We start from the raw sequence: 21,335 nt of genomic DNA, 5'->3' as shown, positions 1-21,335 counted from the left end.
GTGGCGAACGCATTTGTGGGGTGGACCCGTACCATTTCGGGACGAGTCCCCCGACCGCTTCCGTGAGAGGCCCCACGTATGCCCAGCAGCACGCGCCGTGGCGTGCGGTGCCGATCGGCCGCCGTGCCGGTCGTGGCGGTCGTGGCGGCGGTACTGGCCGCACTCGCGATGCTCCTGGCCGCGCCGTCCGGGGCGGCTGCCGTTCCGGCCGCGGCGGCTTCCGGGGCCCCGGCGGCGGTTCCGGCCGCGGCTCCGGAACTGGTCGCGGTCGCTGCCGCCGCGGTGTTCGACGCGGGCGGCGGGCCCGCCTGCGCCCCCGGAGGCCCGGACCACGGCGGCCTCCCCGCGATGCCCCCGCGCGCCGGGGCCGAACACGCGCAGCTCCCGCCCGGCCGGGCGGTGCCCGAGGGCGCGCGCCCGCACGGAAACCAGCCCGTACGGGTCCTCGTACGCGGGCCCGACCGGCCGGCGCCCGGCCCGGTGGAGCTCTCCGTGATGCGGGTCTAGGAGAACCGGTTCACCACCGGTCCACCCAGCCCTTCCGCATCCACTGGAGAACGCACCCGCATGTCCCCTTCCTCTTCTTCCTCCCGTTCCTCCTCCTCGTCCTCCTCCCGCAAGCCGCTCCTCATCTCCGCCGGGGTCGCCCTCGCCGCCGTCACCCTCGGCATCGTCTCCTGGCAGGCCACCGCCCCCGCCGAGAAGGGCTCCGGCGGCTCCGGCTCCTCCTCCTCTTCCTCCGAGGCCGCGCCCCGGAACGACCCCGCCGCCGAGCTCAAGGCGCTGGCCCGCCGCGAGTCCGGCGACAAGCTCGCCCTCGGCCGCGCCGACGCGCCCGTCGTGCTGATCGAGTACTCCGACTTCAAGTGCGGTTACTGCGGCAAGTTCGCCCGGGACACCGAACCCGAACTGGTGAAGAAGTACGTCGACGCGGGCACCCTGCGCATCGAGTGGCGCAACTTCCCGATCTTCGGCGCCGAGTCCGAGGCCGCAGCCAAGGCCGCCTGGGCGGCGGGGCAGCAGGACCGCTTCGCGCAGTTCCACGCGGCCGCGTACGCCGACGGCTCGAAGGAGAAGGGCTTCGGCGAGGCCCGCCTGGCCGAGCTCGCGCGGGAGGCCGGGGTGCCCGACCTGGAGCGCTTCAAGGCCGACATGGCCGGTGAGCAGGCCGCGGCGGCCCTGAAGAAGGACCAGGAGGAGGGCTACCGCATCGGCGTCACCTCCACCCCGTCCTTCCTGGTCAACGGCAAGCCGATCGCCGGCGCCCAGCCCATCGGCGCCTTCACGGCCGCCATCGCCCAGGCCGAGGCGGCGGCGAAGCAGTGAGCGAGATCGGATACCTGGCCGCCCTGCTGGGCGGCCTCCTCGCGCTGCTCAGCCCGTGCAGCGCCCTGCTGCTGCCCGCCTTCTTCGCGTACTCGATCGACTCCACCTCCCGGCTGCTGGCGCGGACCGGGATCTTCTACGCCGGCCTCGCGAGCACCCTCGTACCGCTCGGGGCGGCCGGGTCGTACGCCGGGCGGTTCTTCCACAGCAACCGCGACGAGCTGGTGCTCGCGGGCGGCTGGCTGATCATCGTCCTCGGCTGCGCGCAGATCCTGGGCCTGGGCTTCGCCTCGAAGCGGCTCTCCGAGCTGTCGGGCAGGATCCGGCCGACGACCGCCCTGTCGGTGTACGCGCTCGGCGCGGTCTACGGGCTGGCGGGCTTCTGCGCCGGCCCGATCCTGGGCAGCGTCCTGACGGTGGCGGCGGTCAGCGGCAGCCCCGTCTACGGGGGCCTGCTGCTGGCCGTCTACGCCCTGGGGATGGCCGTACCGCTGTTCGTGCTGGCCCTGCTGTGGGAGCGGTTCGGGCTGGGCCGGCGGCGCTGGCTGCGCGGCCGGGCCTTCACGGTGGGCCGCTTCGAGCTGCACACCACCTCGCTGCTGTCCGGGCTGTTCTTCATCACCCTGGGCGTGCTGTTCCTGGTCTACGACGGGGCGAGCGCGCTGCCGGGGCTGCTGGACGTGGACGACTCGTTCGCCGTGGAGCAGTGGGTGCGCTCCCTCGCCGACGGCGTTCCGGACGTGGCGCTGCTCGGGCTGGTCGCCGTGGTGGCCTCGGCCGTCGGCCTGGTGCAGTGGCGCCGCAGGGCCCGGTCCGCGGAGCCCGCCGGGTCCGCCACCGAGGCGGAGTAACCACAGAAGGCCCCGTCCGATGGACGGGGCCTTCTTGATGGTGGCTGGGGCCGGGGTCGAACCGGCGACCTATCGCTTTTCAGGCGATCGCTCGTACCAACTGAGCTACCCAGCCACGAAACCGTTTCCGGCTTCAGCGATCCTGACGGGACTTGAACCCGCGACCTCCACCTTGACAGGGTGGCGAGCTAACCAACTGCTCCACAGGACCTTGCAGTGCGCGAGACCAAGTCTCGCACACGGTAATGCGTACCCCCAACGGGATTCGAACCCGTGCTACCGCCTTGAAAGGGCGGCGTCCTGGGCCACTAGACGATGAGGGCTAAAGGCCCGCCGGGCACTTCTCAGCGCGTCGGGGACGTGAGAAGCATATGGGATCCGGGGAGCTATCGCCAAAACGGTTTCCCCCGGAGCGACAATGACCGGGTGCTGGAGATGACGCGCGAGGAGTTCGAAGAGCTCGTCGCAGAGGCCCTGGACCGCATCCCGCCGGAGCTGACGCGGCTGATGGACAACGTGGCGGTGTTCGTCGAGGACGAACCGCCCGCCGACGACCCCGAGCTCCTCGGCCTGTACGAGGGGACTCCGCTCACGGACCGCGGCGAGTGGTACGCGGGGGTGCTGCCCGACCGGATCACCATCTACCGCAACCCCACGTTGCGGATGTGCGAGGACCGGGAGAGCGTGGTCGTGGAGACGGAGGTCACCGTGGTGCACGAGATCGCCCACCACTTCGGGATCGACGACGAACGGCTGCACGAGCTGGGCTACGGATGAGCCCTCCGGGACCCGTCCCGGCGCCGGAACCGCAGGGCGGCGGCGCACCGCGGGGCGGCGCCGCCGAGGCGATCGACCCGGACGTCGACCTCCACGTCCCCGCCCAGCGGGCCGAGCCGCAGGGCCGGGTGCTCGCCGCGATCGCGGCGGGCGGCGCGGTCGGGGCCTGTGCCCGCTACGGGATCTCCGTGCTGTGGCCGGCCGGGCCCGGGGCCTTCCCGTGGGCGACCTTCTGGATCAATGTGGCCGGCTGTGCGCTGATCGGCGTCCTGATGGTGCTGATCGGCGCGGGCGGCCGGGCCGCGCATCCCTTGGTGCGACCCTTCGCCGGGGCCGGCGTGCTCGGCGGCTTCACCACCTTCTCCACCTACGCGCTGGACGTCTCGCGGCTCCTGGACGACGGGGCGGCCGGGGCCGCCCTGGCGTACGCCTGCCTCACGGTGGTCGCCGCGCTGGGCGCGGTGTGGGCGGCGGCCTCGCTGACCCGCGTCGCGGTCCGGGGGCGCCGGTGAACTGGCTGCTCGTGGTGGCGGGCGCGGTCGTCGGGGCGCCCCTGCGCTACCTGGCGGACCGCGCGGTGCAGGCGCGCCACGACTCGCTCTTCCCCTGGGGCACCTTCACGGTCAACGCGGCAGCCTGCCTGGTGCTGGGAACGCTGACCGGCGCGGTGCTGGCAGGGGCGGCCCCCGCGCGGCTGGAGCTGCTGCTGGGGGCCGGGCTGTGCGGGGCGCTGAGCACGTACTCGACGTTCTCGTACGAGACGCTCCGGCTGGCCGAGCGCGGCCGGACCTTCCTCGCGGCGGCGAACGTGGTGGCGTCGGTGCTGGTCGGGCTGGGCGCCGTACGCCTCGGGTCGCTGCTGGCGCGCGGGCTGCTGGGCTGACGGGGCGTCGGCACGCGGAGAGCCGGTGTCCGCGGGGGCGTGTCTCTTACGGGTCATGGGGAGTTGGGCACATTGACCCGCTCATGCGGACTGCTCGTCCCCCAGGTCTCCAGGTTCCGGAGGTGCCATCCGTGCGCCAGTTGTCCGCTTCCCTCCGACTCGCTGTCACCGCGCTCGCGGTCGCGGCGTCGGCGGGCTGCATGAGTGTCGGCGAGGACGCCGCGAAGCCGGGCCCCGCTTCGTCGGCGGACCAGAAGGCGACGGCCGGGGCGGGTGGAGGTTCCGCTTCCGGGCGGGGCTCGGGTGTCCACGGCAACGGGCACGGAACGAAGGACGGTGCGGGGAACGGCAAGCCCAAGGAGGACGGCAAGGCCTCCGGGGCGACCGGGGCCACGCCCAGCCAGGGCGCGCCCAGCGGCCACCCGGGAGCGCCCTCGCCGTCGGCGGGGCCGGGCGGGGCGGCGGGCGGCCAGGGGCCCCAGCAGCCGCCCGGGGGCGGCTCCGGAGGCGCCGGCGGCTCCGGGGGGTCGGGCGGTGCGGGCGGCTCGGGCGGTTCCGGGGCCTCGGGTGGCTCGGGTGGCCCGGGCGAGGGCCAGCAGCCGTCCAGCCCGACTCCGGAGCCGCCGGATCCGACGCCGCCTGTGACGGAACCCACTCCGGAGCCGCCGTCTCCGCAGCCGCAGCCCAGCACCCAGCCGCAGCCGCCGCAGCCCTAGTCCGACGGCCGCCGCAGGGCTGTGGCTGCGGTCGTGTTCGTCGTCGCAAGCCCTCGGGGCTTGGGGAGTCTTCGCAGGTCAGAGCCGTATTGACCGGAGTGACTTGCCAGACCCGGGGGAGGGTGCGTATGGTTATAGATCGTTTGATCCCATTGCCCGGCGCCGACTCCGAAGAGCGCCGCGTGGCGCGTACTCTCCCTAGCCGTGGCTGACCGCATTGAGGCGGTCGATTTGCGATTCACGGAGTTTGGGCGCGTGCCGAGACTCCGGAAGGTTTCGCATTTCGCATGTCCATTTCCAGTTCTGACCGTTCCGTCATGCCCGAGAACGACTCCAACGAGATCGTCGACGCCGTTGAGACCCTTGTGGTCGACGAGGCGATCGAGGCCATCGAGACGGACGAGATCATCGAGTCCCTCGAGGACTCCCTCGACACCGACTTCGACGGCGACGCCGACGCTGACGCCGAGCCCACGATCACCTTCGGCGACCTCGGTCTCCCCGACGGCATCGTGCGCAAGCTCGCGCAGAACGGCGTCACCGCCCCCTTCCCGATCCAGGCCGCGACCATCCCGGACGCCCTGGCCGGCAAGGACATCCTCGGCCGCGGCCGCACCGGCTCCGGCAAGACCCTCTCCTTCGGTCTGCCGACCCTGGCCTCGCTGGCCGGCGGCCACACCGAGAAGAAGAAGCCCCGCGCCATCATCCTCACGCCGACGCGTGAGCTCGCGATGCAGGTCGCGGACGCCCTCCAGCCCTACGGCGACGTGCTCGGCCTGAAGATGAAGGTCGTCTGCGGCGGTACCTCCATGAGCAACCAGATCTTCGCTCTGGAGCGCGGTGTCGACGTTCTCGTCGCCACCCCGGGCCGCCTGCGCGACATCATCAACCGCGGCGCCTGCTCCCTGGCGAACGTCCAGGTCGCGGTTCTCGACGAGGCCGACCAGATGGCCGACCTGGGCTTCCTGCCCGAGGTCACCGAGCTGCTCGACCAGATCCCCGGCGGCGGCCAGCGCATGCTCTTCTCCGCCACCATGGAGAACGAGATCGGCACCCTGGTCAAGCGCTACCTGACCAACCCCGTCACGCACGAGGTCGACAGCGCCCAGGGCAACGTCACGACCATGACGCACCACGTCCTCGTCGTGAAGCCGAAGGACAAGGCGCCGGTCACGGCCGCCATCGCCGCCCGCAAGGGCCGCACCATCATCTTCGTCCGCACCCAGCTGGGCGCCGACCGCATCGCCGAGCAGCTCGTCGAGGCCGGCGTGAAGGCCGACGCGCTGCACGGCGGCATGACGCAGGGTGCCCGTACCCGCGTCCTCGCCGACTTCAAGGACGGATACGTCAACGCGCTCGTCGCCACCGACGTCGCCGCCCGCGGCATCCACGTCGACGGCATCGACCTGGTCCTGAACGTGGACCCGGCCGGCGACCACAAGGACTACCTGCACCGCTCGGGCCGTACCGCCCGCGCCGGCAAGTCGGGCGTCGTGGTCTCCCTGGCCCTGCCGCACCAGCGCCGCCAGATCTTCCGCCTGATGGAGGACGCGGGCGTCGACGCCTCGCGCCACATCGTCCAGGGCGCCGGCGCCTTCGAGCCCGAGGTCGCCGAGATCACCGGTGCCCGTTCGCTGACCGAGGTCCAGGCCGACTCCGCGAACAACGCCGCCAAGCAGGCCGAGCGCGAGGTCGCCGAGCTGACCAAGCAGCTGGAGCGCCTGTCGCGCCGTGCCGTGGAGCTGCGCGAGGAGGCCGACCGCCTGGTCGCCCGCTCCGCGCGTGAGCGTGGCGAGGACCCGGAGGCCGCTGTCGCCGAGGTGGCCGAGGCCGCCGAGGCCGAGGTCGCGGCTGCTGCCGCGGCCGCTGCCGCCGAACTGGCCGCGCAGGAGCGCCGCGAGGAGCAGCGCGCCCAGCGTGACGACCGCGGCAACTTCGAGCGTCGCGACAACCGTGGCGGCGACCGCGGGGGCGACCGTGGCGGCTTCCGCCGTGACGACCGCGGTGGTGACCGTGGCGGTGACCGTGGCGGCTTCCGCCGTGACGACCGCGGTGACCGCGGTGGCCGTCCCTCCGGCGGCTTCAACCGTGACGACCGCGGTGGCGACCGTGGCGGCTTCCGCCGCGACGACCGTCCGTCCGGTGGCTTCCGCTCCGGTGGCGACCGTCCGTCCGGCGGCTTCCGCCGCGACGACCGTCCGTCCGGTGGTTTCAACCGTGACGACCGTGGCGGCGACCGCGGTGGCTTCCGCTCCGGTGGCGACCGTCCGTCCGGCGGCTTCCGTCGCGACGACCGTCCCTCGGGCGGCTTCAACCGTGACGACCGCGGTGACCGCGGTGGCGACCGTGGCGGCTTCCGTCGCGACGACCGTCCGTCCGGTGGCTTCAACCGTGACGAGCGTCCCTCCGGTGGCTTCCGCTCCGGTGGCGGCGACCGCCCGTTCAACCGCGACCGTCGTGACGACCGTCCGTCCGGTGGCTTCCGCTCCGGCGGCGCCGGTGACCGTCCCTACGGCCGCCGCGACGACCACCGTCCGTCCGGCTCCGGTTCCACCGGCTCCTTCGGCGGCCGCCGCGACGACAAGCCCCGCTGGAAGCGCAACGGCTGACGGTCCGGCTCCGGCCGACCTCCTGGCCGGGTGACCGAATGACTGAAAGGGCCCGTACGACACCCCGTGTCGTACGGGCCCTTTGTCATGACTCCGCGCCGGCCGAGATGCGTCGGCGGTCCCGAACTCACCACGACAGGCCGGTCACTCGATACCCGATCGGCTGACGGGCGCTCTGCGGCTATGCTCTGGGGTGAGCACGTGGAGGGGCCATTAGCTCAATTGGCAGAGCAGCGGACTTTTAATCCGTTGGTTGTCGGTTCGAGTCCGACATGGCCTACTGACCCCCTCTGGGCGGAACCCCCGTTGACCTGCGTCAACGGGGGTTCCGGCGTTTCCGGGGTCTGTACTCCTCAAGGACTCGGCCTACTTCACCCGGCTCCGCCCGGAGCCGGGCTGAGCAACCGGCCGGGCCTCGGGTCAGTCGGCGTTGCAGATCATGTCGAAGGCACGGTTGGCGGCCGCCGTCCAGCCCTGCCAATAGGCGTCCGAGTGCTCCTCACTCTTGTCCGCTGTGGGGCGTGTGGAGCAGTCGAGGTCTGCCGCGGCCCGGCCGGCCTCGTGTCCGGCCCGGTAGCCCTGCTGGAAATCCCTCTGCCGGCTCTGCGGGGTCGGGCTCGGCGGCTGCGTGCCGGGGGCCTTGACCACCTTGCAGTTCACGAAGACGAAGTCCTGGTCCTCGTTGACCGCGAGAACGGTGTAGTCGACGTTCTTCTGGAACCGCGTGATCTTGAAGTTTCCGTTCGCGTCCAGGTTCAAGGGCTCGGTGCTCTCCCCGTCGTTCAGGGTCCGCGGGGGCGTGAAGCCCTCGCCGGTGATGGTGACGGACGTGCCGTTCGCCGAGGGTGTGACCGTGCAGCTGGCGGCGGGAACCGCCGCGGTGGCAGTCCCCGACAGGGAAGCCGTGCCGCCGAGTACGACCGCGGACGCGAGCAGAGAAGTGATCACGGCGCGCCGATTGCGTCGATGCATGGTGATGCTCCCATCGGGAGTGCGAGGGAGGAACGTGAGGGGGAGACGGCCGCCGGGACGAAGGCGCGCACGCCGCGGGCACACGTCCGCCTACGGGCCGCAGCGTCCGTCCGAAGAGCCCCCGGCTCTCCTTCTCCGGCTGCCGCGTCTCATCGGCGGCAACCCGGCGCAGGCGGCTTGTGCTCGCCTCTTCCATGCTCACCCTCCCGCACCGGGGTGTCGACCGGGAGCGGGCGGGACGCGCGTCCGGTACGTCGCCGCTTCCGCGCTCAGTCGTGTTCCCCCGCACCGGGGCGGCCGTTCGGCCGGGGTCAGGGTGAACTCAGCGTCGCCGCCAGGCTTGTTGGAGGGGTCGGTGCGGAGCCGTAAGGCCCGGTCGAAACGGTCTCCGAAACCGGGCTTCAGAGCAGTTTGCAAGGCTCTGACCTGCGGTGATGGTGATCTGAGGGAGGGTGGGGAGGTTAATTGGCGGAGGCCTCCCCCCGGATGGCGTAGAGTTGTGTTTACCGACGCGGGGTGGAGCAGCTCGGTAGCTCGCTGGGCTCATAACCCAGAGGTCGTAGGTTCAAATCCTGCCCCCGCTACTCAGTACGAAGGCCCGGTTCTCCTTTCTGGAGAACCGGGCCTTCGTCGTTTCCCCCTCACCCGATCGGCCTCGGCCCGCTCGCCGTGCGGCCGCGTCCCCGCCAGCCTTGGGGGGCGAGGCGGCGGTGGCCCGCACCCGTGCGAGGGACCGGGCGGCAGGAGAGCAGCGTGGTGGGGCTGGGCCAGCGGGACAACGGCGAGCGCGCCGACGGCGACGGCGACGGCGACAGCGGTGGCGCCCGTGACGGTGGCGGCTTCGGCAACGGTGCGGCCCGGCAGGTGGTCCGGGTGCTGCCCGGCGTACTGATCGCCCTCGGGCTGGTGTTCGACCTGCTGACCCCGCCGAGCTTCACCGGATCACCCTTCTTCTCGGCGGCCCCGCTGATCGCCGCCCCGCTGTCCAGCCTCCGGGCCACGGCCCTGACCGGCGCCATCGCCTCGCTCGCCGTGGTCGTGCTGCACGCCCTGAACGGCACCACCTGGAAGGTGGAGGCGGTGACCGAGCTGGTCACCGTCCTGACGGTCTCCGGGCTGGCCCTGCTGATCAACCGGGTGGTCCGGCGCAGCGGCGAGCGGCTGGCCTCGGCGCGCGGGATCGCCGAAGCCGCGCAGCGGGCGGTGCTGCCCACCCCGGCGGATCGGATCGCGGGGCTGAACGTCTCCGCCTGGTACGAGGCCGCGCAGGCCGACGCCTTCATCGGCGGGGACCTGTACGCCGTCCAGGACACCCCGTACGGCGTGCGGCTGGCCGTGGGCGACGTGCGGGGCAAGGGGCTGGGGGCGGTCGAGGCCGTCGCCGTGGTCCTCGGGGCCTTCCGGGAGGCGGCGGAGACCGAGCCGACGCTGGAGTGCGTGGCGCGGCGGCTGGAGCGCGCCCTGGCCCGGGAGGGGATGCGGCGCGACAGCCTGGACGCGGTGGAGGGGTTCACGACGTGCGTGCTCGGAGAGATCCCGCCGGGGACGGGGGTGCTGCGGCTGCTCAACCGGGGCCACCCCGAGCCGCTGCTCCTGCACGGGGACGGGCGGCTGGCGGTCCTCGCCCCGGCGGAGCCCGCGCTGCCGCTCGGCATGGGCGAGCTGGGGGCCTGGCCGGACCGGGCCGAGGAGTGGCGGTTCCCGGCCGGCGCCACCCTGCTGCTGTACACCGACGGCCTGACCGAGGCCCGGGACCGGGCCGGGGCCTTCTATGATCCGGCGGACCGGCTGCGCGGGAGGGTCTTCCCGGGGCCGGACGCGCTGCTCAGCGCGCTCAGCAGCGATGTGCGCCGGCACACGGGCGGCGGCGCGACGGACGACATGGCGCTGCTCGCGGTCGGCAGGCCCGGGGAGGGGCAGCCGGAGCGGCGGCGCACGGTGCCGGTCGTACGACGGGGCGAAGGGGAGTGACAGCCGGTGACCGAAAGGGAGCGCTCCGCAAGATGAATGACGGTTCGTCATTTTCTGTGTGTGGCTGAAGTGATGAGGGTGGCACTTGAGTTTTGACCGGTTTAAACCCTGTTAATGATGAAAAGGCCAGGCCAAAGCCAGTCAGGGAGTGGCCGATTGGTGAGAACGATCAAGCGCAACAGCTTGGAATCACTCCCCCGCGTCTATTACCTTTTGATAACGCAGCGCGGTCGTCCCAGCCGTCGTCAGAGACGGCGCCGCGCGCGTGCGCGCCAATGAGGAGTGTGCCCCGGTGGCCTCCAACTTGCCTGCCCCTGAAGGCACCGAGATCCAGGAGCCGCCCACGGCGGGCGCCTGGGGCGAGTGGAATCCCACCGAGGATTCGGTCCGGCCGGTCCGCGGCAAGCACCGGGTGGCCAAGCAGCGCGGGGGACTCGCCCGCAGCTCCACCGTCCTCGGCGTGGGCGTCATCGCGGCGGTCGGAGCGGGCGGCATCGCCACCGCGCAGGACCGGCCCCAGGTCGCGATATCCATGCCCTCCCTGCCGGACATGCCCGAACTCCCCGAGCTGCTCGGCGGCGACGCCTCCGACGCAAAGGCGCGGAACGCGGACGGCGGCGGGGCAGCGGCCGCGCGCACCGGGATCATCCCGCAGCAGGCCGACCGGAGCGCGGACGCCGGCGAGGTCCTGCGCAACCGCATCCTCCAGCAGGCCGAGTCCCAGCAGGACGCCGCCGAGGCCCAGATCCGGGCCGAGGCCGAACGCGCAGCCCAGGCGGCCGCGGCCCAGGAGGCCAAGGACAAGCTGGAGGCGGCGCGCAAGGAGGCCGAGGCGGCCGCGGCGAAGGCCGAGGAGAAGGCCGCGCAGGAGGCCAAGGCGGCCGAGGAGGCCGCCAAGGCCAAGGCCGAGCAGGAGCGAATCGCCAAGCTGGCCGGCTCCTACTCCCTGCCCACCTCCGCCTACACCCTCACCTCGCACTACGGCCAGGCCGGCTCCATGTGGTCCTCGGGCCACCACACCGGCCTCGACTTCGCCGCCCCGACCGGCACCCCGGCCAAGGCCGTGGGCGCCGGGAAGATCACCTCGGCGGGCTGGTCCGGGGCGTACGGCTACCGGATCGTGCTGGAGCTCGAGGACGGTACGGAGATCTGGTACTGCCACCTCTCCTCCATGTCGGTGACCTCCGGTTCGGTCGGCGCGGGCGACACGATCGGCCGCGTCGGCGCCACGGGCAACGTCACCGGCCCCCATCTCCACCTGGAAGTACGCAAGGGCGGTTCGACGATGGACCCGCTGGCGTGGCTGAACTCCAAGGGTCTGAACGTCTGAGGCCTGGACGTCCCGGATCTGGACGTCCTGGATCTGAACGTCCTGGGTCTGCACGCCCGAGGTCCGGCCTTCCGGGGTCCGAACTCCCAGGGCCTGATCGCCCGGGGTCCGTCCCGCCCGGGTGGTCCGTACGCGCCGGGTCCGCCGGCCAGGGGTCCGCGCGCCTGGGCGCCGGTACGCCGGCCCGCGCGGCCTCGGGGCCCCGGTCCGGGCCCTTGCCCGGCCGGCCGCGCTCCAAGGGGTCGAACCTCGGCGGCAGCAGCTCCTCCATGACCGCCGCGCGGGCCAGCGCGGGCGCCGCCGTGGCCCTGCGCCGCCAGAGCCGGTGCAGCAACTCCCGCTCCCGGCGCGCGAAGTCCGGCTCCCAGGCCGGTCCGCCCCGGCGCGCCCGGTGCCGCAGCAGCGCCAGCGCGGCCGCGTCCGCCGCGTAGTGGCTGACCACCCGGCCCGCCGCCCGGCCCCCGCTGCGCCGCGCCAGGGCGCGGGCCAGTGACCGGGCCGGCATCGACGCGAGCGCCGGCACCTCGGCCCGGGTGAACCAGCCCGCCGCCGCGTACACCGCCAGCTCCGCCGCGACTGCCCGCAGCCGGCCGCGCCGTATCCGTACGGCCGCGTACACCAGCAGCCCGAACAGCGGGACCATCACGGATCCGTAGACCACGTAGAAGCCGTGCTCCCCGAGCCGCGAGGAGCTGTTCCACAGCGCGTGCAGACCCATGGCCAGCGCCAGGCCGAGCAGCGGCAGGCCGACCCTGCGCGAACGGTGCGCGCTGAGCGCGGCCGCGCCGAGGCCCAGTCCGGTGAGCACCGTGAACAGCGGGTGCGCGAAGGGCGACACGACGACCCGCACGAAGAAGGTCGCGGCCGTCACCGAGTCCAGGACGCCGGTGCCCTCCGCCAGGTCCTCGCCGAAGGCGTTGCCGAGGTAGAGGATGTTCTCGGTGAAGGCGAAGCCGGTGGCGGTGAAACCGGCCAGCACGAAACCGTCGGCGGGGCCGGTGAAACGGCGTCTTCGGAACGCGAACACCAGGAGCAGGGCGGCCGCCTTGGCGCTCTCCTCGACCACCGGGGCGATCGCCACCGAGCCGAGCTGGTCGGCGTCGGACGGGTCGGCGGTGGCCGCGGCTATCCACTCGGTGGCGAAGCTGTTGGCCAGTATGGCGATCAGCGCCGCGGTGCAGGCCCCCCAGCCGAAGCAGAAGAGCAACAGCGCCCAGGGGGAGGGCACGGCCCGGCCCAGCCACCGGAAGGCCGCCATGAGGAGCGGCACCGGCAGCAGGGCCAGACCGAGGCCGACGAAGAAGCCGGGGGTGCCGGTCTGTTCCCGCACGAGTTCGAGGATCCACAGACCCGATACGGCCAGCACGGCGAGCAGGACGACGAGCACGCGCGTGCGGACCGTGCCCGACGGACGTGCGAGCACACCAAGGAGCGCTCGGAACACGTCATGACCCTACCGAGCGGGTCTGACACGCGCGGTGACGTTGTCAGTTCTGTACGCGACGGAAGAGCAAGTCGTGTACGAGGTGGCCCTTGTCGAGTCCCTGGCCCTCGAAACGGGTCAGCGGCCGGAAGTCGGGGCGCGGGGAGTAGCCGCCGTCGGGCTGTGTGTTCTCGAAGTCCGGGTGGGCGGTGAGCACTTCGAGCATCTGCTCGGCGTACGGCTCCCAGTCGGTCGCGCAGTGCAGCACGGCGCCCGGTGCCAGCCGGGTGGCGGCCAGGGTGAGGAACTCGGGCTGGATCAGCCGGCGCTTGTGGTGGCGGGCCTTGGGCCACGGGTCCGGGAAGTACACGCGGATCCCGGCCAGCGAGTCCGGCGGCAGCATCTCGCGCAGCAGGATGATCGCGTCGCCGTTGGCCACGCGGACGTTGGTCATGCCGCCCCGCTCGGCGAGGGCGAGGAGATTGCCCTGGCCGGGGGTGTGCACGTCCGCCGCGAGGATGCCCGTGCCCGGGTCGGCGGCGGCCATCTGCGCGGTGGCCTCGCCCATGCCGAAGCCGATCTCCAGGACGACGGGAAGGCCGTCGAAGAGCGCCTTGAGGTCGATGACCTCGTGGCCGTCGATGTCCAGGCCCCAGGTGCCCCACAGGCGCTTCAGGGCCTCGCCCTGGCCGGTGGTGACCCGGCTGCGCCGGGGCTGGAAGCTCCGGATCCGCCGCTCGTGGTGCGACCCGGCCGGGTCGGGCGAGGGCCCGTCGGGGAACCGGGGCTCGGTGCGCCACTTGGGCGGCACGTACGAATGCGCCTCCGGCGCGGCATCCGGGAGGCTGGGCGGCTGGGGATTCAGGGACTCAGACACAATGCCCTGATTCTACGACGGGGGGCCGGGCCACCACCGCCGCGCGAGCGGCCACGGGCTGCGCCCGGGCGTCCCGGGGCTCGGCCCCGGACCCCGCGCCCCGAACGCCGGCGGGCCTGAACTTCCGCTCAGGCCGAGCCGAGGGTGCGCAGGACGCGGGCGGCGATCTCGCGGCCGATCGGGAGCGAAGCGGTAGCCGCGGGCGAGGGCGCGTTGAGGACGTGGACCGTGCGCGGGGCGTCCCGGATCAGGAAGTCGTCCACCAGGGTGCCGTCCCGCAGGACGGCCTGGGCCCGGACCCCGGCCGCGGCGGGGCGCAGGTCCGCCGCGGTGACGGCGGGCAGGAGGCGGCGTACGGCCTGGGTGAAGGCCTGCTTCGACAGGGAGCGGTGGATCTCGCCCGCCCCGTACCGCCAGTGCTTCGCGGCCATCCGCCAGGAGCCCGGCCAGGCCAGCTCGGAGGCGATGTCGCGCGGGCGGACGGTGGACCAGGCGTAGCCCTCGCGGGCCAGGGCGGGCACGGCGTTGGGGCCGACGTGGACGCCGCCCGCGACGCCGCGGGTCAGGTGCACCCCGAGGAAGGGGAACGCCGGGTCGGGCACCGGGTACACCAGCCCCCGGACCAGCTCGGGCCGGGCCAGGTCGTAGTACTCGCCCCGGAAGGGGATGATCCGCATGCCCGGGTCGTCCCCGGCCAGCCGGGCGATCCGGTCGCACTGCAGGCCCGCGCAGTTCACCAGGACCCGGGCCTTGACGACCAGGCCGGAGGTGGTGCGGACCGCCACCGCCGACGGGCGCCGCGAGATCAGGTCCACCGCCCCGCCGTAGACGATCTCCGCGCCCGAGGACTCCGCCAGCTGGGCGCTCACCTGGCCGTAGTCCACGATTCCGGTGGTGCCGACGTGGATCGCGGCCAGGCCGCGCACCTCCGGCTCGTACTCGGCGATCTGCGCCGGGCCCAGCTCGCGCACCGGAATGCCGTTCTCCCGGCCGCGCTGGACCAGGGCGTGCAGCCGCGGCAGCTCCTCGCGCTCCGTGGCGACGATCAGCTTGCCCGTCACCTCGTGCGCGATCCCGTGCTCCGCGCAGAACTTGACCATCTCGGCGGCCCCGCGCACCGCGAAGCGCGCCTTCAGCGATCCGGGGCGGTAGTAGATCCCGCTGTGGATCACGCCGCTGTTGCGGCCCGTCTGGTGCCGGGCGGGGCCGGCCTCCTTCTCCAGGACGACCACCCGGGTGCCCGGGGCGAGGCGTGACAGGGCGTGCGCCGTCGACAGGCCGACGATCCCGCCGCCGACCACCAGCACATCGCAGTCCACGCCGCCCGCAGCACCTCCGCCGCGCATGCCGCCCGCAGCACCTCCGCCGCGCATGCCGCCCGCAGCACCCGCACCGCGCACGCCGCGCACAGCACCCGCACCGCGCACGCCGCCCACACGTCCCACGCCGCCCAGCCTGCCCCTGCCGCCGCCCAAGCCGACACCTCCCACCCCTGCATACTGCACCCCGCCACCGACAAAGCGGCCACGCGGGGCCGTCCGCCGTGAGGGGGTGCCTTGTCGGTCGGGCCGGGCCCGGGTCGTCTGGTGCCGCGCCTCGCGGCGTTCTCGTCGGTCGACGACGCTCCGCGTCGCCTCCCTCCTCGGCCTTGCGATCCACGGCACCAGACGACCCGGGCTGATCCGGCCCGACCGACAAGACACCCCCTACGCGGGCGCCACGAGCAGCGGCCGGGCCCGCTCGCGCAGCTCCGCGACGCGCGGCTCGTCCCCGTACGGTTCCAGGCGGTGCAGCAGGTCCCGTACGTACTCGTTCGTCCGCGCCGAGGAGATCCGGCCCGCCACCTCCACCGCCCGGGTGCCCGCCGCGCACGCCGCGTCGAGATTGCCCGACTCCAGCTCCGCGACCGCGCTCACCACCAGGCGCAGCCCGTGCGAGCGCACGTACTCCTCGGTGGGCCGGGACAGCGCCTGCTCGGTGAAGCGCCGCACCTGCCGGGGGAGTTTGAGGTCCCGGTAGCATTCCGCCGCATCCGCCGCGAAACGGTCGTACGAGTAGAAGCCCAGCCAGGTCGGATCCGGATCGCCCTCCCGCGCCCGCTCCAGCCATCCCTCCGCCGCCCGCAGCGCCGCTCCGGCCGCCACCGAGTCGCCCGCCTTCGCGTGCGCCCGCGCCTCGACCAGGCGGAAGAAGCTCATGGTGCGGGCGGTGGCCAGGCCGCGGTTGCGCTCCACGGCCGCCTGCGCCAGGTCCACGCCCTCGTCGGGGAAGTCCCGGTAGGTCGCCTGGAGGGACATCGAGGCCAGCACGTACCCGCCGAGCGGTACGTCCGCGGCTGCGCGGGCCAGGCGCAGCGCCTGGATGTAGTAGCGCTGGGCCGCTTCCTGCTGGCCCGTGTCGAAGGCCATCCACCCGGCCAGCCGGGTCAGTTCGGCGGTGGCGCCGAACAGGGCGCGGCCCACCTCGTCCGTGTAGCAGCCGAGCAGCAGCGGCGCCGCGTCCACCCGCAGGCACTCGGGCACCATCGACGAACGCCAGTCGCCGCCGCCGTACTTGGAGTCCCAGCGGCGGGCGTCCTCGGCGGCCTCGCGCAGCTTCGTCACATCGCTGTGGCCCACGCGCTGACCGTGGTCGCGCGGCGTTTCGGCCGAGGGCTGCGCGGGCACAACGGTGGACGGCGGAGCCGTGAGGCCGCCCGCCGATCCTGTCGCCGGTCCTGCCGTACGGCCCTGCGGGGAAGCCGGAGGCACCTGGACCGGAGCCGTCGCGTCGCGCGCCGGTACGTCGTGCGCGGGCACGGCCGGAGCGGGGAGGGGCTGAGGCGTGGTGCCGTGAGCCGGATTCTGTCCTTGTCCCTGCCCCTGCCCTTGTCCTTGCCCCGGTCCCTGACCCTGTCCTTGTCCCTGCCCTTGCCCCGGTCCCTGGCCCGGGGTGCCGTGCGCCGGGCCCGCCGGCTCGCGCGCCACCGAGCCGTCCGCGGGAGATATCAGCCAGCGCGAAGCGGGCGTCGCGTAGGCCGACACGGAGAAGGAGCCCGCGAGCGACTGCCAGATCCCGCCACCGCCGCGCCGCCCCGCGAGGTCGAGCCGGTAGAGGTCGGTGGCCGAGCGCACCGCCGCGCCCACGTCGCGCGGAAAGGCCAGGCCGACCTCGGGCGCGGGATCCGCGTCCGCCAGCCCGATCTCGTGCAGCGGCACCGGCCGCCCCAGCTTCGCCCCGATGGCGGCGGCGATCAGATGCGGGGCGGCGCCCTGCGGCACCATCCCCTTCGACACCCACCGGGCCACCGAGGTCTTGTCGTAGCGAAGCGTCAGACCGCGCTGTGCGCCGAGGTCGTTGACCCGACGGGCCAGTCCGGCGTTGCTGATGCCCGCGAGGGCGAGGACGGCGCCGAGCTTCTCATTGGGCTCGCGGAGCTCCCTGGACATGCGCCACCCCTCGTCACACGCGGAACGCAGACGCCGCCGGGGCATAGGCGCCCGGCATTTCGTAAACCCAGCGTAGTTCCCCGCCTCCCAAGCGTTAAGGCCCCGACTTCCGTATGGCGGGATTGTTGTCCGTTTGCACAGTCCGCCCGGGGCCCGTCCCCGGGGCGCACGTGTCATCGCGTGCTCCGCCCGTGTGGCCGTGCGCCCGCCCGTGCGCTCTGGTCGGCCGCGGGGCCCGGCGATTCGATGTGCGGTGCGTGGGTCGGCCCGCTGCGCGGATCGGGTGGGCCGGGGGATGCCGCTGCCTCAATCCCCGCGGGTGGCGGAACGGTCCGGGGGGTGGATTCCGCCTCCCGTACCGCGCCCGCCCACGGCCGGCCGGCGGCACACATCGCCGCTCAGCACGGCCGAAGAATGGCCGAAAGCGACCTATGGGGCGGTGGGAACGGAACGCCAAATACTGTGTGGCCGCAGCGTGTTCGTTTGCATGTGCGCCCCCTTTAGCACCTCTCGTACGCCTGTCCCGTGGCAGCATGGTCCCGAGCCACCCGGGGTCCCGCCGGCCGCGCCCTCAGCGCTGACCGTGCTGCCCGTGCCCCGGTCATGTGCCCACAGGCTGGGGAGGCGGCGGTGCGCTGGTTGGTGGGTTGGAGCAGTATCGCCGCGAGCTTCGGCACGGCCGGCCGAGTCTCCGGCCAAAGCCCTGGCCAGGGCACGTCCGCCGGCCCGGGCGGATACGGCGGCCCCGGCGGTTACGGGGACAACTCCGGTTACGGGGACACCGGCGGCCTGCGCGGCGGCATCGCCGACGCCGCCCATCCCGACGACCCCGGCGCGGACGCCGAACGCACCGTCCACCCCGTCGGCGCCCAGCTGCTCTGGGGAGATCCCGACCCCCTCTGGGCCGTCGGCGACTGGCGCCCCGACGAGATCCGCACCCTCACCGCCGACCCCTCCGACCCCTTCACCCGGCTCGCCGTCCTCGGCTGCTGCGGCGCCACCGACGCCGAACTGCGCCGCGCCCTCTACGCCGCCCGCGGCGGGGCCCTGCGCCACCTCACCCAGTGGTCCGGCAGCTACACCGCCGTCGTCCAGGCCGGCCGCCGGATCACCGTCGTCGGCGACCTCGCGGGCGCCCGGCCCGTCTTCTATACCCCCTGGGCGAGCGGCACCGCGTACGCCACCGCCGCCCTCCCGCTCGCCGACCTCATCGAGGCACAGCTCGACATCGGCCATCTCGCCGCCCTGCTGGCCTGCCCCGACAGCCCCGAGGCACTGGGCGACGGCACACCGTACGCCGGTGTCCGCAGGATCCCGCCCGGGCACGCGCTCATCCTGCGCGAGGGCTCCCGCGAGATCACCGGGTACGAGCCGGTGGCCTCGCTCGCGGTGGCCGCGCCCGCGGCGGATCCCGAGCGCGCGGTGGAGGGCGTACGGGAAGCTTTGGTGGATGCCGTGCGCGCCCGGCTCACGGCGCCCCGCCATGCCCCCGACGCGGCGCCGCCGTACGATCCCGGCCCCGTGCCCGGAATGGGCCCCGCCGACCGGCGCGCGGCCCGCGGCGCCCCGGCCCCCGGTGTGGGCGCCGACCTCTCCGGCGGCAGCGCCTCCGCGACCCTGGCACTGCTCGCGGCCGGCCTGCCCGGCGCCCCGGGCACCCTGCTGAGCCCCGCCGGCGCCCGGCTGCTGGCGGTCACCTTCAACGACCTCGCCACCCCGCAGGGCCGCGAGGCCGAACTGGAACGGGCCCGGGCCATCGCCGCCGACCCGCGCCTGCACCACGTCGTCGTGGCCGCCGCCGAGGAAGCCCTCCCGTACGCCGAACTCGACGGCCCCCTCACCGACGAACCCGGCCCCTCCCTGGTCTTCGCCGCCCGCGAGCGGCGCCGGCTGGCCGCCGGATCCGCCGACCACTTCACCGGCCACGGCGCCCGCCAGGTCCTCGACGCGCACCCGGCCCGCATGGCCGACCTCCTGATGGACCGCCGCCGGCGCCACCTGCTGCGCCCGGTGGCGGCCCTGGCCCGCTCGGCCTCGGCCTCCGGGGAGTCCCTGCTGGTCCCGCTGACCGTGTACTCGGCGGCCCGCAGACTTGCCCGTACGACGTACCGCGCGGGCATGGAAGCCGCCGCGGCCAGGCTCCGCGAAGGCGGGGTCACCGAGCGCGCTTCCGGTCCGGTGGACGCTTCCCTGGCCGCCCTGACCTGGTCCCGGCCGGGCCCGGCGGCGGGCTGGCTGACGGGCGAGGCCCTGGCGGAAGTATCGATCCGCCTCGCGGCCGCGGCCGGCCGCCCTCCCCTGTCCCTGCGGCCGGGCGAAGCCCGCGCCAGCTCGGTCCTCGCCCGCCACGCCGCCGACCACCGGGTCTTCGAACAGGCCGTGGAGGTCCGCAGCCAGCGCCTGCACGCCCCGTTCCTCGACAACCAGGTCGTACGGGCCGCCCGCGCCCTCCCGGAATCCCTGCGCGTCCAGCCCGGGGCCCGGGCGGAGATCCTGCGCAGCGTCCTGTCCTCGGCTGGGGTACGGGAACTCCCCCCGGGCTGGGGCGCCACCGCCAACACCCCGAACGAGACCGCCACCCGGCTGGGGCTGCGGGCCGCCCTGACCGAGCTGCTGTCCCTCTTCGCCACCCCGCTGCTCGCGGACGCGGGCCTCATCGAGGCCCGGGTCGTGCAACAGGCCCTGCTCGACGCGGCGGACGGCCGCCCGGTCCCGCTCGACGGGCTCGCGGAGCTCGTCTCGATGGAACTGTGGCTGGGCCGGCTCCTCGCCCGCCGCGGCACCTGCTGGACGGGTACCACGAGCGCACGCCGCCGCGCCGTTCCGACGGGGGTTCCCGTGCACCGGCCTGCCCTGTCCTGATCAGGCGCCGAGCACCAGGGCCGCGGCGACGGCCGGGCCGAAGGCGCCGCCCAGCTGGTAACAGAGGACGAACAGGCCGATGGCCGTGGGCCGCTGGGAGTCCGGGGCGCTCGACGCGGCGTGCGTCGACAGGACGGCGTTGGCCCCGGTGGCGGCGAAGACGGCCCCCGCCGTGGCGGCCAGCAGCAGCGGCCCCTGGTCGGCGGCCGCCGCCGTCACCGCGGCGAGCGTGCCTACCCCGGCCAGCACCGCGCGTACGGCCGTGCGCCCCATCCGGGCCGACGCCGCGGCCAGCAGCCAGGACAGCGCCGATCCGGTGAGCAGCGCCGCGAGCTGCCCCGACCCGGCGGCGCCGGTGTCCCAGCCCGCCCGGTCGGCGAGCAGCCGCGGCACCGAGAACAGCAGGGTGAAGTAGGACGCCGACAGGCCCAGGGCCAGCAGGGCCGAGGCGAGGAAACGGGGCGAGCGCAGCAGCGCCTCCGGTACGAAGCCCTGGGGGCGGCGGCGTACGTGCAGCGCGAGCAGCACCGCGGCGACGGCGGCGGAGGCCAGCGCGGCCGAGGGGGCGTGGGGGAGCAGGACCAGCGCGGTGACCAGTGCCGTCAGCAGCCCGGCACCGCGGGCGTCGAACCTGTCGCGTGCGGGCGCCGGGGCTTTCGCGGCCCCTGAGGCCGTCGGGGCCTGGGCGTACCGGGCGACCGCCGGCACGGCCAGCAGCGCGATCACGGACACGGAGAGCGAGAGCCGCCACGACACGGCCTGCGCGAGCTGGGCGCCGAGCAGGGGGCCGGCCGCGCCGAGGATGCCGAAGCCCGCGCTGATGACGCCCATGCGGCGGGCGGATCCGGCCAGGCTCATCGCGGCCGCCACCAGCCCGGCGCCGCCCGCGGCCTGGGCCGCCCGCCCGACCAGGGTCAGCGGCAGCCAGGGGGACGCCGCGACCAGGAGCGTGCCGCCGAGTACGAGGACGCTGCTCAGCCGGAGCACCGCCCGCAGGCCCCGGTGACGCAGCAGCCCGGCCAGCAGGGGAGTGCCGACGGCCATGGCCCAGGCGAAGGCGGCGACGAGCCAGGTCGCGGCCGAGGTGCCCGCCCCGAGGGCGCCGGCCATGTCGGGAAGGATCAGCACGGGGGCGTTGGCCCCGGCGGCGACGGGGGTGGCCAGCAGGGCCAGCCATAAGGCGGGGACGGGTCCGCGCGCGGGGGCGGCTGGTGCCGGGCTGTGCGCCGGGGACTGGGTGGTGGCGGTGGTGGCGGTGGTCATGGTGTGCCCGCTCCAATGCGTCTCAAGATTGAGAATCTCAACGTTAA

At 74.0% G+C, this 21,335-nt stretch carries 17 protein-coding genes and 5 tRNA genes; 13 read left to right on the top strand and 9 right to left on the bottom strand.

All coding sequences use genetic code 11. The features are described from left to right. Positions 1 to 78: 78 nt before the first annotated feature. The 3 genes from AB0D94_RS00150 to AB0D94_RS00140 are packed head-to-tail and all read left to right on the top strand — an operon-like array spanning position 79 to position 2,177. Positions 79 to 507: a hypothetical protein gene (locus AB0D94_RS00150; protein WP_362043657.1), complete on the top strand. Its 429-nt coding sequence runs from the start codon at positions 79 to 81 to the stop codon at positions 505 to 507. 60 nt (positions 508 to 567) lie between these two features. Continuing rightward, entirely contained in the window at positions 568 to 1,326 is a 759-nt protein-coding gene (locus AB0D94_RS00145; protein WP_362043655.1) for a thioredoxin domain-containing protein, read from the top strand. Then, complete coding sequence (locus AB0D94_RS00140) at positions 1,323 to 2,177, top strand: cytochrome c biogenesis CcdA family protein (RefSeq protein ID WP_362043653.1); 855 nt, start codon at positions 1,323 to 1,325, stop codon at positions 2,175 to 2,177. Before AB0D94_RS00145 ends, AB0D94_RS00140 begins: the two co-directional genes overlap by 4 nt. A gap of 38 nt (positions 2,178 to 2,215) precedes the next feature. On the opposite strand, the gene AB0D94_RS00135 is transcribed toward AB0D94_RS00140, so the two are convergent. The 3 genes from AB0D94_RS00135 to AB0D94_RS00125 all read right to left on the bottom strand — a co-directional run bounded on the left by AB0D94_RS00135 (position 2,216) and on the right by AB0D94_RS00125 (position 2,500). Then, positions 2,216 to 2,292 (bottom strand) — tRNA-Phe (locus tag AB0D94_RS00135). A gap of 22 nt (positions 2,293 to 2,314) precedes the next feature. Further along, positions 2,315 to 2,388: transfer RNA gene (locus tag AB0D94_RS00130), tRNA-Asp, on the bottom strand. 39 nt (positions 2,389 to 2,427) lie between these two features. Then, positions 2,428 to 2,500, bottom strand: a tRNA-Glu gene (locus tag AB0D94_RS00125). A 103-nt stretch (positions 2,501 to 2,603) separates the two neighbouring features. Between AB0D94_RS00125 and AB0D94_RS00120 the strand changes: the two genes are divergently transcribed. The 6 genes from AB0D94_RS00120 to AB0D94_RS00095 all read left to right on the top strand — a co-directional run bounded on the left by AB0D94_RS00120 (position 2,604) and on the right by AB0D94_RS00095 (position 7,442). After that, positions 2,604 to 2,954 carry a metallopeptidase family protein gene (locus AB0D94_RS00120; RefSeq protein ID WP_362043651.1) on the top strand — a complete coding sequence of 117 codons (351 nt, stop codon included), beginning with the start codon at positions 2,604 to 2,606 and terminating at the stop codon, positions 2,952 to 2,954. After that, complete coding sequence (locus AB0D94_RS00115) at positions 2,951 to 3,466, top strand: CrcB family protein (protein WP_362043649.1); 516 nt, start codon at positions 2,951 to 2,953, stop codon at positions 3,464 to 3,466. The genes AB0D94_RS00120 and AB0D94_RS00115 overlap by 4 nt, the downstream gene beginning before the upstream one ends. Further along, positions 3,463 to 3,837, top strand: coding sequence for a fluoride efflux transporter CrcB (gene crcB / locus AB0D94_RS00110; RefSeq protein WP_362043647.1), 375 nt, complete (start codon positions 3,463 to 3,465; stop codon positions 3,835 to 3,837). The genes AB0D94_RS00115 and crcB overlap by 4 nt, the downstream gene beginning before the upstream one ends. Before the next feature lie 131 nt (positions 3,838 to 3,968). After that, entirely contained in the window at positions 3,969 to 4,553 is a 585-nt protein-coding gene (locus AB0D94_RS00105; RefSeq protein ID WP_362043645.1) for a hypothetical protein, read from the top strand. Positions 4,554 to 4,840: 287 nt separating this feature from the next. After that, positions 4,841 to 7,162 carry a DEAD/DEAH box helicase gene (locus AB0D94_RS00100; RefSeq protein ID WP_362043643.1) on the top strand — a complete coding sequence of 774 codons (2,322 nt, stop codon included), beginning with the start codon at positions 4,841 to 4,843 and terminating at the stop codon, positions 7,160 to 7,162. 207 nt (positions 7,163 to 7,369) lie between these two features. Then, a tRNA-Lys gene (locus AB0D94_RS00095) sits at positions 7,370 to 7,442 on the top strand. A gap of 140 nt (positions 7,443 to 7,582) precedes the next feature. Here AB0D94_RS00095 and AB0D94_RS00090 read toward each other — a convergent pair. Next, positions 7,583 to 8,134 (bottom strand): hypothetical protein, encoded by a 552-nt coding sequence (locus tag AB0D94_RS00090; protein WP_362043641.1) that lies wholly within the window; start codon positions 8,132 to 8,134, stop codon positions 7,583 to 7,585. 510 nt (positions 8,135 to 8,644) lie between these two features. Here AB0D94_RS00090 and AB0D94_RS00085 point away from each other — a divergent pair. The 3 genes from AB0D94_RS00085 (at position 8,645) to AB0D94_RS00075 (ending at position 11,435) form a co-directional block, all read left to right on the top strand. Further along, positions 8,645 to 8,718, top strand: a tRNA-Met gene (locus AB0D94_RS00085). A gap of 280 nt (positions 8,719 to 8,998) precedes the next feature. After that, positions 8,999 to 10,105: a PP2C family protein-serine/threonine phosphatase gene (locus AB0D94_RS00080; protein WP_362044405.1), complete on the top strand. Its 1,107-nt coding sequence runs from the start codon at positions 8,999 to 9,001 to the stop codon at positions 10,103 to 10,105. A 304-nt stretch (positions 10,106 to 10,409) separates the two neighbouring features. After that, positions 10,410 to 11,435 (top strand): M23 family metallopeptidase, encoded by a 1,026-nt coding sequence (locus AB0D94_RS00075; protein WP_362044403.1) that lies wholly within the window; start codon positions 10,410 to 10,412, stop codon positions 11,433 to 11,435. On the opposite strand, the gene AB0D94_RS00070 is transcribed toward AB0D94_RS00075, so the two are convergent. The 4 genes from AB0D94_RS00070 to AB0D94_RS00055 all read right to left on the bottom strand — a co-directional run bounded on the left by AB0D94_RS00070 (position 11,344) and on the right by AB0D94_RS00055 (position 17,163). Continuing rightward, on the bottom strand, positions 11,344 to 12,858 hold the full coding sequence (locus AB0D94_RS00070; RefSeq protein ID WP_362044401.1) for a PrsW family glutamic-type intramembrane protease: 1,515 nt from the start codon (positions 12,856 to 12,858) through the stop codon (positions 11,344 to 11,346). The two genes, AB0D94_RS00075 and AB0D94_RS00070, sit on opposite strands and share 92 nt — an antisense overlap. A gap of 64 nt (positions 12,859 to 12,922) precedes the next feature. Then, positions 12,923 to 13,669, bottom strand: coding sequence for a tRNA (guanosine(46)-N7)-methyltransferase TrmB (trmB, locus tag AB0D94_RS00065; protein WP_362044399.1), 747 nt, complete (start codon positions 13,667 to 13,669; stop codon positions 12,923 to 12,925). 194 nt (positions 13,670 to 13,863) lie between these two features. Further along, on the bottom strand, positions 13,864 to 15,081 hold the full coding sequence (gene lhgO / locus AB0D94_RS00060; RefSeq protein ID WP_362043639.1) for an L-2-hydroxyglutarate oxidase: 1,218 nt from the start codon (positions 15,079 to 15,081) through the stop codon (positions 13,864 to 13,866). A gap of 360 nt (positions 15,082 to 15,441) precedes the next feature. Then, entirely contained in the window at positions 15,442 to 17,163 is a 1,722-nt protein-coding gene (locus AB0D94_RS00055; RefSeq protein WP_362043637.1) for a sporulation protein, read from the bottom strand. A 603-nt stretch (positions 17,164 to 17,766) separates the two neighbouring features. On the opposite strand from AB0D94_RS00055, the gene AB0D94_RS00050 reads away from it, so the two are divergent. Continuing rightward, the gene (locus AB0D94_RS00050; protein ID WP_362043635.1) at positions 17,767 to 20,025 is read left to right on the top strand and encodes an asparagine synthase-related protein; all 2,259 of its coding nucleotides are present in this window, start codon (positions 17,767 to 17,769) and stop codon (positions 20,023 to 20,025) included. Here the strand turns inward: AB0D94_RS00050 and AB0D94_RS00045 are convergent, their stop codons facing one another. Beyond that, positions 20,026 to 21,288: an MFS transporter gene (locus AB0D94_RS00045; RefSeq protein ID WP_362043633.1), complete on the bottom strand. Its 1,263-nt coding sequence runs from the start codon at positions 21,286 to 21,288 to the stop codon at positions 20,026 to 20,028. Positions 21,289 to 21,335 lie beyond the last annotated feature (47 nt).

This window comes from Streptomyces sp. NPDC048255 (assembly GCF_040652415.1).
GTDB lineage: Bacteria > Actinomycetota > Actinomycetes > Streptomycetales > Streptomycetaceae > Streptomyces.
This window is presented reverse-complemented; position numbering and strand designations above follow the sequence as displayed.